This window comes from Micromonospora sp. H33 (assembly GCF_052068455.1).
GTDB lineage: Bacteria > Actinomycetota > Actinomycetes > Mycobacteriales > Micromonosporaceae > Micromonospora.
The window spans coordinates 70,145-82,834 of the sequence record NZ_JBQHDE010000003.1 but is presented as its reverse complement, the minus strand read 5'-3'; the positions used below and the strand labels follow the sequence as shown (position 1 = coordinate 82,834).

General features: G+C 74.0%; 16 protein-coding genes and 1 pseudogene. 1 reads left to right on the top strand and 16 read right to left on the bottom strand.

Annotated features, from left to right (window positions below; translation table 11 throughout):
• Positions 1-64: 64 nt before the first annotated feature.
• A pseudogene (locus tag ACTMS0_RS09560) lies at positions 65-1,633 on the top strand (AAA family ATPase); the annotation flags it as partial.
• Between the two features lie 8 nt (positions 1,634-1,641).
• On the opposite strand, the gene ACTMS0_RS09555 reads toward ACTMS0_RS09560, so the two are convergent.
• The 16 genes from ACTMS0_RS09555 to ACTMS0_RS09480 form a co-directional block, all read right to left on the bottom strand.
• The gene (locus ACTMS0_RS09555; RefSeq protein WP_441154788.1) at positions 1,642-2,016 is read right to left on the bottom strand and encodes a gas vesicle protein K; all 375 of its coding nucleotides are present in this window, start codon (positions 2,014-2,016) and stop codon (positions 1,642-1,644) included.
• On the bottom strand, positions 2,013-2,282 hold the full coding sequence (locus ACTMS0_RS09550; RefSeq protein ID WP_441154787.1) for a gas vesicle protein: 270 nt from the start codon (positions 2,280-2,282) through the stop codon (positions 2,013-2,015). Before ACTMS0_RS09550 ends, ACTMS0_RS09555 begins: the two co-directional genes overlap by 4 nt.
• The gene (locus tag ACTMS0_RS09545) at positions 2,279-3,118 is read right to left on the bottom strand and encodes a GvpL/GvpF family gas vesicle protein (RefSeq protein WP_441154786.1); all 840 of its coding nucleotides are present in this window, start codon (positions 3,116-3,118) and stop codon (positions 2,279-2,281) included. The genes ACTMS0_RS09550 and ACTMS0_RS09545 overlap by 4 nt, the downstream gene beginning before the upstream one ends.
• On the bottom strand, positions 3,115-3,468 hold the full coding sequence (gene gvpJ / locus ACTMS0_RS09540; RefSeq protein WP_441154785.1) for a gas vesicle protein GvpJ: 354 nt from the start codon (positions 3,466-3,468) through the stop codon (positions 3,115-3,117). The genes ACTMS0_RS09545 and gvpJ (ACTMS0_RS09540) overlap by 4 nt, the downstream gene beginning before the upstream one ends.
• A 7-nt stretch (positions 3,469-3,475) precedes the next feature.
• A complete protein-coding gene (locus tag ACTMS0_RS09535; protein WP_441154784.1) occupies positions 3,476-3,826 on the bottom strand; it encodes a gas vesicle protein in 351 nt (116 codons plus the stop codon).
• A gap of 1 nt (position 3,827) precedes the next feature.
• Positions 3,828-4,175 carry a gas vesicle protein GvpG gene (locus ACTMS0_RS09530; protein WP_441154783.1) on the bottom strand — a complete coding sequence of 116 codons (348 nt, stop codon included), beginning with the start codon at positions 4,173-4,175 and terminating at the stop codon, positions 3,828-3,830.
• Positions 4,176-4,178: 3 nt separating this feature from the next.
• Positions 4,179-4,955 carry a GvpL/GvpF family gas vesicle protein gene (locus ACTMS0_RS09525; protein WP_441154782.1) on the bottom strand — a complete coding sequence of 259 codons (777 nt, stop codon included), beginning with the start codon at positions 4,953-4,955 and terminating at the stop codon, positions 4,179-4,181.
• Between the two features lies 1 nt (position 4,956).
• Positions 4,957-5,385: a gas vesicle protein GvpJ gene (gene gvpJ / locus ACTMS0_RS09520; RefSeq protein WP_441154781.1), complete on the bottom strand. Its 429-nt coding sequence runs from the start codon at positions 5,383-5,385 to the stop codon at positions 4,957-4,959.
• Complete coding sequence (locus ACTMS0_RS09515) at positions 5,382-6,614, bottom strand: SRPBCC family protein (protein WP_441155154.1); 1,233 nt, start codon at positions 6,612-6,614, stop codon at positions 5,382-5,384. Before ACTMS0_RS09515 ends, gvpJ (ACTMS0_RS09520) begins: the two co-directional genes overlap by 4 nt.
• 2 nt (positions 6,615-6,616) lie before the next feature.
• Entirely contained in the window at positions 6,617-7,015 is a 399-nt protein-coding gene (locus tag ACTMS0_RS09510) for a hypothetical protein (protein ID WP_441154780.1), read from the bottom strand.
• A gap of 263 nt (positions 7,016-7,278) precedes the next feature.
• Complete coding sequence (locus ACTMS0_RS09505; RefSeq protein WP_441154779.1) at positions 7,279-7,788, bottom strand: GNAT family N-acetyltransferase; 510 nt, start codon at positions 7,786-7,788, stop codon at positions 7,279-7,281.
• A gap of 103 nt (positions 7,789-7,891) precedes the next feature.
• Positions 7,892-8,956 carry a hypothetical protein gene (locus ACTMS0_RS09500; RefSeq protein WP_441154778.1) on the bottom strand — a complete coding sequence of 355 codons (1,065 nt, stop codon included), beginning with the start codon at positions 8,954-8,956 and terminating at the stop codon, positions 7,892-7,894.
• Positions 8,957-9,062: 106 nt separating this feature from the next.
• Positions 9,063-9,503 (bottom strand): DUF3263 domain-containing protein, encoded by a 441-nt coding sequence (locus tag ACTMS0_RS09495; protein WP_441154777.1) that lies wholly within the window; start codon positions 9,501-9,503, stop codon positions 9,063-9,065.
• A 186-nt stretch (positions 9,504-9,689) separates the two neighbouring features.
• Positions 9,690-10,709 carry an ABC transporter permease subunit gene (locus ACTMS0_RS09490; RefSeq protein ID WP_441154776.1) on the bottom strand — a complete coding sequence of 340 codons (1,020 nt, stop codon included), beginning with the start codon at positions 10,707-10,709 and terminating at the stop codon, positions 9,690-9,692.
• Complete coding sequence (locus ACTMS0_RS09485) at positions 10,706-11,713, bottom strand: ATP-binding cassette domain-containing protein (protein ID WP_441154775.1); 1,008 nt, start codon at positions 11,711-11,713, stop codon at positions 10,706-10,708. Before ACTMS0_RS09485 ends, ACTMS0_RS09490 begins: the two co-directional genes overlap by 4 nt.
• Positions 11,714-11,852: 139 nt before the next feature.
• The gene (locus tag ACTMS0_RS09480; RefSeq protein WP_441154774.1) at positions 11,853-12,638 is read right to left on the bottom strand and encodes a DeoR/GlpR family DNA-binding transcription regulator; all 786 of its coding nucleotides are present in this window, start codon (positions 12,636-12,638) and stop codon (positions 11,853-11,855) included.
• Positions 12,639-12,690 lie beyond the last annotated feature (52 nt).

The window sequence follows — 12,690 nt, the reverse complement described above, 5'->3', positions numbered from 1 at the left end:
TCTTTCCGAGAACGTGCGCAATGCCGGGGCGGGCGTGGCGGGTGGTGTGGGCGCGGCGGCCGGGGCGCCGTCGGTGGACGAGCTGCCCGGGCTGCGGGCCCAGGCCGAGGAGCTGAGCGAGCTGCTCGACCTCGGCTTCCACCACCGCGAGGTGCTCCGTCGGCTGGGCACCACGGTGTCCCTCGGGGTGCTGGTCGACGGCCCGGCCGGCTCCGGAAAGTCGGCGCTGGTGCGTGCGGTCGCCGCCCAGGTGGGGGCACGGGTCCGGCCGCTGTGGGGGCCCGAACTGGCCGCGCTGACCAACGCGGCGGCGGCCGAGCGGCTGCGCGCCGCCGCTGCCGACGTACGGGCGGACGGCCCGGCGGTGCTGCTGGTCACCGACGTCGAGGCGCTCGCGCCGGCCGACGCGCCCGGCCCGGTCGCCACCGTGTTCCGGCAGGTGATCGCCGAGACCATCGCGGCCGGGGCCGCGGTGGTGTGCACGACCGGCCGCCCCGAGGCCATCGACCCGGCCCTGCGCGCCCCGGACCTGCTCTCCTTGCGGATCACCGTGCCGCTGCCGGACACCGCCCTCCGGCGGGAACAGCTGAGCGTGCTGACCCGGCAGGTGCCGCTCGCCGAGGACGTCCGGCTCGACGAGGTGGCCGCGCGTACCCCCGGATTCGTCGCCGCGGACCTGGCCGCGCTGGTCCGCGAGGCCGGCGTCCGGGCGGCGCTGCGACAGAAGGCGGTGGAGCGCCCGACCGTGGCGATGGCCGACTTCGCCGCCGCGCTGGAGGTGGTCCGCCCGACCACGATGGCGGCGTCCACGCTGGAGCTGGCGTCGGTCACCCTCGACGACGTCGGCGACCTGGTCGAGGTCAAGCAGACGTTGACCGAGTCGGTGCTGTGGCCGCTGACCTATCCGGACACGTTCGCGCGGCTCGGCGTGCAGCCGCCGCGCGGGGTGCTGCTCTACGGGCCGCCGGGGTGCGGGAAGACGTACCTGGTGACGGCGCTGGCCGGCTCGGGCCGGGCGAACGTGCTCTCGGTCAAGGGCGCGGAGCTGCTGTCGAAGTGGGTGGGCGAGAGCGAACGCGCGGTCCGCGAGCTGTTCCGCCGGGCCCGGGAGGCCGCGCCGACGCTGGTCTTCCTGGACGAGGTGGACGCGCTCGCGCCGGTACGCGGGCAGGCCACCGACGGCGGTACGACCGACCGCGTGGTGGCCGCCCTGCTCACCGAACTTGACGGCGTGGAGGCGCTGCGCAACGTGGTCGTGGTCGGCGCGACCAACCGGCCCGACCTGGTCGACCCGGCCCTGCTGCGCCCCGGCCGGCTGGAGCGGCTGGTCCACGTCCCGCCACCGGACGGGCCGGCCCGCGCGGAGATCCTGCGTGCCGCGTCCCGGACCGTGCCGCTCGCACCGGACGTGGACCTCGCCGCGCTCGCCGAGGAACTGGACGGCTTCTCCGCGGCGGACTGCGCCGCGCTGGTGCGGGAGGCGGCGCTGGCCGCGATGCGCGAGTCGCTGGCCGCCGCCACGGTCACGGCGGCCCACGTGGCGACCGCCCGCTCCCGCGTCCGCCCCTCCCTGGACCCGGCCCAGGTCGCCTGGCTGGCCGCGTACGCCGAGAAGCAGGTCCCGTCCCGCTGAGCGGTGGGTCAGTCCGTGGGGAGGAGGGGGCCCAGGGGGCCGAGGTCGAGGTTGAGGTCCTCCGGGGCGAGGCCGAAGTACGTCCGTAGCTCCGCCATCTGCTCCTCCAGCGCCATCAGCGTCGTCCCGATCCGTTCGACCTGCTCCTCGGTGAGGTCACCCAGGTCGACGCGGCGCAGCGCCTGCCGTTCCATGAGCTGACGCAGCAGCTCGATCACGGTGAGCACGAGGCTGGCCAGCCCCCGCTCGACGGAGTCCTGGTCCACCGCGAGCCGGCGGTCCAGCGGCTTCACCCGCGGCGTCCGCCAGGTCGGCCCGTCCAGGCCCGCCGCCGTCCCGTGCACCGCCGCCGCCAGCTCGGCCGCCTCGTCCCGCTCCGTCATGTCACCTCCCCGGGAAGCACGGCGGATCCCGGCACGGCGGTCTCCGGGGGAGCCGCGGCGGCGTCGGATGGCGCCGCGAGGGCGCCGACGGACGCGACCAGGGCGCGCAGCGAGATGCGGACGAGTTCGACGTCGGCGATCGCGATGGTGATGTCGCCGCTGATCACCACCCCGGTGGCGAGCACCCGGTCGAGCAGGTCGACCAGCGCCACCGGCCGGTACGCGAGCGGCCCGTCCGCACTGTTCGGCGCCAGCTGCGTGGTCACGCCGGCACCTCGTCCACCGGAACGCCCTCGGCGGGCGCTGCCTCCGCCGGCCCGGTCCCGTCCACGAAGGAGTACGCCGGCCACGGGCCGGTCAGCTCCAGCCGCAGCTCCGGATGCCGTTCGCCCAGCTCACCGACCAGCGCGGTGAAGCCGGGGAGGTCCGCCGTGTCGACCAGGTACGCCCCGTTGAGCACCATCGGGGTCGGCGCCCCGGACAGTCGACGGTCCTGCGGCGGGTGCCGCCGGGCGGCGACCGCGTGCCCGGCCAGGGCGTCGTGGACGGCCGCCGCGGCGGCACCCGCCACCCGCTGCCCCTCCTCCCGGGCGGTGAGCTGGGCCCGACGCCGTCGCAGGTACGCCGCCCCGGCACCGCCCGATTCCGGCGCGGTGGCCGCGACCGGAGCCGCACCGGGCACGAGGTACCCCTTGACGCCCCACTCCTCGCGCCCGGTGAGCCGGTCCAGGACCGCGGCCAGCTCGTCCCGGCGGGCGGTGAGCAGCGCTGCGACGCGCTCGTCGTCGTGGTGCACGGTGGCCAGCCGGGCCGGCACGACCGGGCCGGTCCGGGCCAGCGCCGCCACCACCGCGTGGTGGGTCCGCGCGGCGCGTTCCAGCCAGGCCAGGTCCTCCAGGTTCCGGCGCAGCGGCTCCTCGCCGTACTCGGACAGGGGTGCCGCGCTGACCACGGCGGCCAGGCCGGCGGCACGCACCGCGCGCACCGGCGTGCCCGTCATGCCGGTCGTCGTGGCGAGCGTCGTGGCGAGCGTCTCCGGCGGGACGTCCCGGACCACGCCGTGCAGCCAGGCGGCGGTGACCGCCGCAGTCGTCGCACTCATTCCCACTCCTCCTCCCGGGCGGCCCGCCGGGCGACGCGCGGCCGGCGCTCGGCCTCCACCTCCTCCGGGTCGCGGGGACCGGGCTCGACCGGCGGCCTTGCCCGCGAGCTGAGCCACGGATCGTGCTCCCACCAGTCGATGCCGATCTGCCGCGCCGTGTCGACGGAGGCGATGACCAGGCGCAGCTTGAGCGTCAGCAGCTCGATGTCGAGCAGGCTCACCCGGATGTCGCCGGCGATGACGATGCCCCGGTCGAGGACGCGCTCCAGGATGTCGCCGAGGTTCGCCGGCTCGTGGCCGGCGGGCAGGACCTGCCCGGAGTTCTGCACCACCGCAGGTGGTCGCGCCATGGTCATCTCAGCCCCCGTCCCCCTTGCCGCGCTGGTAGCGGCGCGTTCGCCGGTAGCCCAACAGGCTGCCCGTCATGTCCAGCTCCACCTCGTAGAGGCCGAGCAGGTCGGTCGAGGCCGGGATCCGGTGGTCCTCGACCACCTCCACGCCGACCAGCCAGCCGTCGTCGGTGGGCTCGACCGAGGTGATCCCGAGCGGGTCCTTGCCGGTCAGCGACACGATCTGCCGCAATCCCTCCCGGGCCGCCTCGGACGCCGACACCGTCTCGTACTCCTCCTCCTCGGCGTACCGGTCGTCGTCGCGGTCGCCCCGGTCACGCATGCGCTCCTGGTCGTCGCGGATCCGTCCTGGTGCCATCTCATCTCCCTCGCCCGCGATCCTGGCCGCCCCGCCGCTCGGCGGGTCGTCCGGCGGTCCGCCGTCGACGACCCGCCTGGGGCGACCGCCGACCGGCGGCGGGGGGTGTTCCCACGCCGCCGCCCGCCGGTCCGGTCAGCCGGTCCAGGACCTGCTGCTGTGCCCGGTCCCGCTGCTCCGGCGTGATGTCGCCGGCCTCCGCCGCGCGGTCCAGCTCCTCCAGCTCACGCCGGATGTTGACCGGGTTGTACTGCTGCGACTCCGCCTCCCGGGCGATCACCTTGACGATCGCCGTCAGCCCGCGTACCGGGGCGTACGGCAGGGTGAGCAGCGACCAGAGGATGTCCACCGGTCACTCCACCAACTGGTGCGCGCTGACGAAGTCGTACGGGGCGAGCGGGCCGAGGAGGCGCATCCGGATCAGATCGCGCCGCTGCTCGGCGAAGTCCTCCAGTTCCCGGATGAAGTCCTCCTCATCCTCGACCTCGACCAGGAAGGCGACGTTCACCGCGTCCAGTTCGTGGCTCGGCGCCCGGGGCGCGGTCAGCACCGCGTACGGAGTGAGCGCCTCGATCAGCTCGCGGTTGGCCGCCTCCCGGCGCAGCTCCACCGCCTGGCTGAGCATCTCGCCGAGCCGGATCCGCTGCTCGCGGGTCTCCGCCTCCGGGCGACCGCGCACCTGCCCGGCCAGGTCGGCGGCGCGCCGGTCGGCGGCCAGGACCTGGCTGAGCACCTCCGGCTCGTCGAAACGGCCGTGCACCGTGTACTGGACCCGGTCCTCGAACTCGTCGAGCGCGGCGGCGAAAGTGTCGTGGTGCGCCTCCAGCAGGTCCCGCACCGCGTCCGGCCCTGTCACCACCGTGCCGAACCGCACCGGCAGCACGGGTGCCACCGCCGCCGTCCCGTCCAGCAGCCTCTCGTAAGCGGTCAGGTCGGCCGGCCGGCCCATCGGCTCCTCCAGCCGCACCTCGCTGGCCAGCGCCGCCAGGTCACCGTGCCGGATCGCGTCGACGTCGCCCGGCGGGTCGCCGACCCCCTGCGCGTCGGGGGTCGGCTCCACGTCGGACGGCACGATGCCGTAGATGAACAGACCGGTCTCGCCGGCCGGCTGGACGTTCTCGTCGCTCATCTCAACGCTCCTCGTCCCGCCGCCGACGGGGCCGCTCCCGCTCCCGCTCCGATCCGCGGTCGGTGAGGGAGTCCACCACCGCACCGCTGATCTCCTTGGCGGCCTTGCCGAGCCCACCGACGGCCTTGCCCTTGGTGACCGCGCCGGAGGCGCCCTCCACGAGGTCGGGCAGCCCCTTCTGATCCTTCGGAACGATGCTCAGCCGATCCACCGCCTCGGCGAACCGCAGGTACGTCTCGACGCTGGCGATCACGATCCGGGCGTTGATCTCCAGTAGCTGGATGCCGACCACCGCGACCGACACCTGCGCGTCGATCACGATGCCCTTGTCCAGCACCGTCTCCACGACATCGGCCAGGTTGCTGCCACCGCTGCCGGCGCGCTCCAACGCACCGCCCGGCTGGCCTCCCGTAGTGGTTGCCACAGTCATTCGCCACGCTCCTCTCGCCGGCGGCGCACCACCGGTCGACGGGGTGCCTCGGGCGCACGACGGACCGGGCGGGGCCGCTCCGTGGCCTCCTCGCGCGGCTGCGGACGGCGAGCCCGTTCCGGCTGCCGGCGTCGCGGCGGGGGCGCCTCCTCCTCCGGCTCCTCCTCTTCGCCGTACCCCTCGTCGTAGTCCTCGCCCTCGTCGTAGGCGTCGTACTCGTCCTCCTCGGGCGGGCGGCGACGCACGGGTGGGCGACGGCGGCCGCGCGCGGCGGGCCGCCGCTCCTCGCGGGGCTCCTCCTCGACTTCCTCCTCCGGCTCGGGCTCGGGCTCGGGCCGGCCGCGCTCCGCGCGTCCGCGCTGCTCCTGTTCCGCGCGGTCGCGCTGCTCCTGTTCCTCGCGCAGGGCCGTCTCGTGGTCCTTGACCACCTGCGAGTCCTCGATCTCGCCGCGCCAGCCCTCGACCGACTCCGGGTCCAGCACGGTCTGCGTCATCACGTGCCGGACGAAGTGCTTGAGCTCCAGCCGGACGCGCCGCCCCTGGGCCCGCCACAGGTTGCCGGTGTGCTCGAAGAGACCCTGCGGGTGGTACTCGAGCACCACCAGGATCCGGGTGAGGTCCGGCGCCACCTCGTGGAAACTGACCGTGCCGTCCACCGAACCCTTCTCGCCCTTGGACCGCCAGTGGATCAGCCGGTCCGGGATCTGCCGGACGATGGTGGACTCCCAGGTGCGGTGCGACCAGAAGACCTGTGCCTTCCAGGTCATCTTCTCGTCGGAGTCGTTCTCGGCCTGCTCCACCTTCTTCATGGAGCTGGGGAAGTCGGCGAACTGGGTCCACTGGTTGTACGCGACCCGGACCGGGACCCCGACCTCGATCGTCTCGACGATGTTGGTGACCTTCAGCTTCTTGCCGCCACCCTTGCCGCCCTTACCGCCGCCGAGGGCCGACATGAGCTTCTCCTTACCGCCGGCAATCCCGGCATGGACCATCGCCTTCATCGGTGAGCTGCCCTCGGCGAGTTTCTGCGCGCCGGTCGCGGTCGCGATCAGGCCCGGGCCACCGCCCTGCTTGGCGTACTCGCTCAGCCGTCCGGTGGCACCGGTGATCCGCTCGGTCACCACCTGCACCGCGCGTTCACCGATCGCGCTCGCCAGGTTCCGCACCTCGCCACCGAGCTGGTTCCGGACCTTGTCCGCCAGCCCGCCGGGGTTCGTGGCCGCGGTCATGCTCACCGCCCCCGCTCACCGTCGTCGGCCCCGGTGTCGTCCGCCGACCGGTCCGTACCGCCCGGCTGGTCCTGACCTGACTCCGCGGCACCGCCCTTGCGGCGCAGCGCGTCGGCCGAGCCGCGCAGCTTGCCGCTGAGCGCGTCGATGCCGCTGCCCGCGGCGGCGGTCGCCGCCGCCTTGCCGGCGGTGGCGAGCGGACCGCCGAGTTTGCCGAGGTTGGCCAGTTGCGGTGACGACTGCAGCAGGTTCTGGCCGACCTTGATCAGCCCGCCGGGGTTCCGGCTGGTCCGGCCGGCCGCGACCGCCGCCGCCAGGACGAGGGCCTTCCGCAGCTTGCGGCGGCGCCCCAGGAGGTAGCCGGCGCCCACCGCGAGACCGATTCGTGCTCCGCTGTTCATCAGTTCTCCTTCGCTCCCCGGAGCGGAGACACCTGATCGACGGCGGACCGAAAGAGCAGCCACCGGGGAGCAGCACGTGGGGCCCGCGATCAGGTGCCCGGTTAAGCGGACCCGGCGGGCAGTACCCGGAGGCAGATTTGCAAAACATGTTGCTGGTGGCCCGGCAATGCCTTGCCGCGACAATCAGAATCGAGGGGGAGAGCCTCGCAAAACGGGCAGCAGGGCCGCAAGGAGCAGGGACTACGCGATCAGGAAGACAATTCTCAGAGTGCCGGAGGCGCGGAGTCGAGGCAGATTTGCGCGTACATCCGGCCGCCGTCCTCGCGCAATTTCGCTCCGCATTTCAACAGCACGGACAGCGCTCCGGAATTGTCCGGGGTGGTGGCGGCGACGACCTGCCGCATGCCGACGGCGGCTGCCTCGTTGAGCAGTTCCCGGAGGGCGGCCGGCCCGATGCCCTGGCCCCGCGCCGAGCGCCCGAGCCACAGGCCGGTCTCGACCGTGCCCGGCTCGTCACAGCGCGTCATGCGGATCATCCCGACGACCTCGCCGCCCGCCAGGATCGCGTACATCTGGGTGCCGGTGGGGCCGTCCAGCCCGCCGAAGCTCGCCCGGTGGAACTCGCGGAACGCCTCCCGACGCGCGTGCGACCAGCCGGCTGGCGCCTCGACCGGGGGCATGACGTCGGCCGGCTCCGCCTCCGCAGCCGCTACGGAGAGCAACGACTCCAGGTTGCGTTCGCTGACCGGCTCCAACCGCACCGCACTCGCCACGTGCCGCAGTCTGCCGGGCTTACCGGCCCGAGTCCACCCTGTTGAGGCCCGACTGGCGGTCCGGTCGCAGGTATCGGCCGGTCGGCCCCCATCGTGTTCCTCCTCACGCTCCGTCGCCGAACTCGCAGAGAACGGCCGAGGCGTCGTCGGCGGCCTTGTGCCGACGGAGGCGGTCCGGCAGGTCCCGCTCGGCCGCCCGTACCCGGTCGATCAGCGCCGCCGGCCCCTCGGCGGTGACCAGGTCCAGCAGAGCGGTCCAGTCGAACAGGCCGAAGTGCTCCACGGCGGCGGACGCCCCGTCGCTGAGCAGCGCCGCCCGGCGCAGCCCTCCGGGCCCGCCGAGCGGCAGCGTGCCGGCCAGCGCGTGGTACGCGGCGTCCGGGTCCGACGCCGCCACCCAGTAGCCGTGCGTCCGGTTCATCCGCTCCCGCTGCACCCCGACCGCGTGCCGGAACCGGGTGGCCCGGTCGGCGTCGTCCGGGAGCCCCGCCGCCGTGGCCCGTACGTCCGCCAGCGCGGTGTGCAGCCGGTCGTCGGTCACCACGCTCACCTGGCCGCCCACGTCGAGCACCAGCGGGCTGTCGCAGAGCACCAGCCAGTCGACCTGGTCGCCGCCGTCCCGCAGCAGGCACACCGTGCTCGACGGGGTACCCGGATGGTCCAGGTCGCACCGGTCGCCGTGGTCGGCCCGGACCGCCAGGATCGCCGCCGCGAGGTTGCTCATCAGCGTCGCCGCCGGTCGGGCCGCCTCGGCCAGCCCGATCCGGGCCGCGAGGTGCCGGACGTACCACGAGGGGCCGTGCTCGCAGCCGGTGTCGAAGCCCTCCGGCACGGTGGCACCGTCCAGCACGCCGACCAGCGGCCCGACCCGGAACACCACGTCCTCGTTGACCGGCCGGTCGGGCGACGGAGCCGACGCCGAGCGCACCCGCATCGTCCGCGCGACCGCCGACCGTCGCGGATCGTCCACCGCCTCGGGGGCCCGGCTCCCGACCCGGGGGTCGGCCGGGTCGCGGACCCGGCTCACCCCGGTGCCCAGGTCCTCAACCGTGTACGGGGCGTCGACCACCCACTCGTGCGGCTGCGGCCCGGTCGCCGTCGCCGGTGCCGGCGCGGCCGATCGGGCCGGCCGCCCCGCCGGTCGCCCGCTCCGGTCCGTCCCACCCATGGCCCGCTCCCTCCCCCGCCGCCGCGGCCCGTCCCGACCCGGCCCGTGCCGGTACGACCCGCCTACCCGCGCCGAAGGCCGGCATGCCGCCCGCCGTGCGGGGACCTCAGCGGCGGCGGTTGCGGGCGCGGGAGGAGCGCAGCCGGCGCAGACGGCCGATCAGCACCGGCTCGGCGGCCAGCGCGGCCGGATTGTCGAGCAGCGCGTTCAACAGCTGGTAGTAGCGGGTCGCGGACAGGCCGAACCGGTCCCGGATGGCCTGCTCCTTGGCACCCGCGTGGCGCCACCACTGCTGCTCGAAGTCGAGGATGCCCCGCTCGCGCTCGGTCAGGCCGTCCGTCGGCCCGGTGGCCGGCTGCGGCGCCGCGACACCGTCGCGGTCATCATCCGGCGGGATCGCCTCCGTGTCCGGCGGGACGGCCTCCACGTCCGGCGCCGGGCGGGGCGGGGGTACCGCGGCCCGCGCCCGGGTGTCGCCGGTCGTCCGGCCGCCGGTCCGGCCGTCCCCGGACGGCTCGGCGGCGGTCGGGGCGGCGTCGGGCGGCATGGCTCTCCTCGCGAGGGCGGTCGGCGCGGCGACGCCGACCCGGGAGCCCCAGCCTAGTGGGACTCCCTACCGGCCGCACGGGTCGACCCGCGCCGTCATGGCCCGCTCGACGTCACCGCCCGACCGCGCCGGGACTTCGGCACCGGCCGTGGAAGGCCCCGAACCGGAGCCTCCCACGGCCGGGCGTCAGGAGATGTCCCGCCGGCGCATCGTCCAGAGCGCCGCGCCGAGGATCAGCACGAGCGAGACGCCGAGCAGCAGCGACGAGTGCTGCCACGTGATGTCGAGCGTCTCCGGCTTGCACTCTCCGGAGAAGGTGGACTGGCAGGCCTCCCAGTTCTCCAGGGTGACCTTCTTCTGCATCCACGCGGCCACGTACGTGGGCAGCAACCAGACCTCGGCGAAGCGGGCCCCGGCCAGGGCGAGCAGGATGCCGACGCCGAACTGCCCGACCACCATCACCCCGATCGCCCCGCCCAGGGCCATCGCCGTGTGCCGGCCGAGCGAGGCCAGGGCGAAGCCGACCGCAGCGCCGACCAGCGCGAGCACCACGCCGCGCAGCCCGGTCAGGGCGAACGACTGCCACGCGCCCGAGGTCATCTTCTCGGTGGTGCCACGCAACGTCGCGACGATCCAGAAGCTGCCGAACCAGAGCGCCGTCGTGGTCACGGCCAGCGCGAGCAGGCCGGTGAGCAGCGCCGCCAGCTTGGTCAGGAGTACGGTGAGCCGCTTCGGCCGCCACAGCAGCAGGTTCATCATGCCGCCGGTGCTCCACTCGGCCCCCACGAAGGAGGCGCCGACCACGAACCCGACCAGCGCCAGGATCGCCGCGAGCGGCAGCAGGGTGAAGCCGAAGCTCTCCCGGAAGTTGAATGTGGACGGGAGGAACCACTCCGCCTGGATCGACTCGCGCGGCGGCGCGCTGATCACCGAGCAGTCGTCCGGGAACCGGCCGGGGTCGACCGTCGTCCCGCCCGACTTCGCCGCCTCGCACGCGGCCCGCTCCTGCTGCGCCCAGCGCGTCTGCTCCTGGTACTGCTGCTCGGCGGCGGCCTCGGCCTTGGCCCGCGCCGTGGCGTCGATCTTCTCGTTGGTGAAGAACACCCCGACGACCACGGCGGCCAGCACCAGCAGGCCGAGCACGGTCATCCAGCGGGTGAAGCGCCGCTTCGCGAGCCGGCGCAGCTCCGTACGGTAGAGACTCACGCGCCCCACCCTCCCGAGGTGGGCTGCTCCGCCCCACCGACCTTCGTGGACTGGTCGACCTGCCGGTGCTGGCCGGGGACCGGCGCGGTGGCGGTCAGGTCGAGGAAGACGCTCTCCAGGTCGGCGGCGACCCGGGTCAGCTCGCTGACGTAGAGGCCCTGTTCGGCGAGGAGCCGGGTCACCGCGGCGGGCTTGTCCACCCCGGCGAGCATCAGGTGGTCCGGCTCGCTGCCGGTGACCCGGATTCCCGCCCGGGTCAGCGCCTCGGCGGCGGCCGGCAGGTCGGTGGCCGCCTCGACGCGGACGCGGACGGCTCCGGAGGAGTGGCGCGCCAGCACCTCGTCGACCGGGCCGAACGCGACCCGGCGGCCCAACGAGATGATCGTGACCGAGTCGCAGATCAGCTGGATCTCGCCGAGGATGTGGCTGGAGAGCACGACGGTCATGCCGGACTCGGCCAGGTTGCGCATCAGCGTGCGCATCTCGCGGATGCCGCCCGGGTCGAGGCCGTTGGCCGGCTCGTCGAGGATCAGCAGCTTCGGGTTCTTCAGCAGGGCGGAGGCGACGGCGAGCCGCTGCTTCATGCCGAGCGAGTAGGTCTTCACCCGCTCGCCGGCCCGGTCGCGCAGCCCGACCAACTCCAGCACCTCGTCGATGCGCTGGGCCGGCACGTCACCGGCGCTGGCGAGCAGGGACAGCGTGTCCCGGGCGGTGAAGTGCGGGAAGAACTGCGGGCTCTCCACGATCGCGCCGACGTGGCCGGCGACCGCCGGCAGGGCCGCCGGCACCTCCTCGCCGAGGATCGCCATCCGGCCGCCGTCGGGCCGGATCAGGCCGAGCAGCGTACGCAGGGTGGTCGTCTTCCCCGACCCGTTCGGCCCGAGGAAGCCGTGCACCTGGCCCGCCTCGACCCGCATGTCGAAGCCGTCCAGCGCGTTGCGGGTGCCGCGCCGACGACTCTTGTAGGTCTTACGCAGACCTTCGATCTCCAGGACAGCTGGCAAGCTGCACCTCCGCCGGTGTGTGGTAACGACGGACACCATACGCGGTATGCAGCGCGGCGCAATACTCGGTATGCAGCGCCACGCCGAAAACCGTCCGAATGGGGCGCCGCCGCGACTCTCCGTGATGCCCCGGAGGCGCTCAGGCGCAGATGACGTGGACTCCGGCGGCGCGGAAGGCGTCGACCACCTCGGGGGACGCCCCGGAGTCGGTGACCAGCGTCTCGACCCGGTCGACCGGGCAGATCCGGGCGAAGGCGTGACCGCCCAGCTTGGACGAGTCCGCGATGATGACGACCCGCTTGGCCCGCGCCACCATCAGGTTGTTCATCGCCGCCTCACCCTCATGGTGGGCGGCGGCGCCGAGCTGCGGGTCGATCGCGTCCACGCCGAGCAGGGCAACGTCCAGGGTGACCTCGCGCAGCAGCGCCCCGCCCAGCGGGCCGACCAGCTCGAAGGACTTGGGCCGCACCACGCCGCCGGCCACCACGACCTTCATCCGCGAGCGGACCAGCAGCTCGTTGGCGATGTTCAGGGCGTTGGTCACGACGGTGAGCTGGGCACCCTCGGCGCTGGTGTTCAGGTCCGGCCGGACGGCCAGGGCGCGGGCCACCTCGGTGCTGGTGGTGCCGCCGTTGAGGCCGACCACGGTGCCCGGCGACACCAGGGCCGCGGCGGCCGCACCGATCCGCTGCTTCTCCGCCGAGTGCTTGGCGGTCTTGTAGCGCAGGGGAAGGTCGTACGAGACGCCGTTGGCGACCGCGCCGCCCCGGGTACGCGTGATCATCTGCTGCTGGGCGAGCTGGTCGAAGTCGCGCCGGATAGTGGCCTGGGAGACGTCCAGCCGCTCGGCTGCGTCTTCGACGCTGACCCGACCGCTGTCGGTCAGCATTTCGAGCAGGGCGTTCCATCTGGCGTACCGGTCCACCCCAGGTCCTCCAGTTACTGCGCGGTCGGTGATTGATTGCGTGCACACTAGT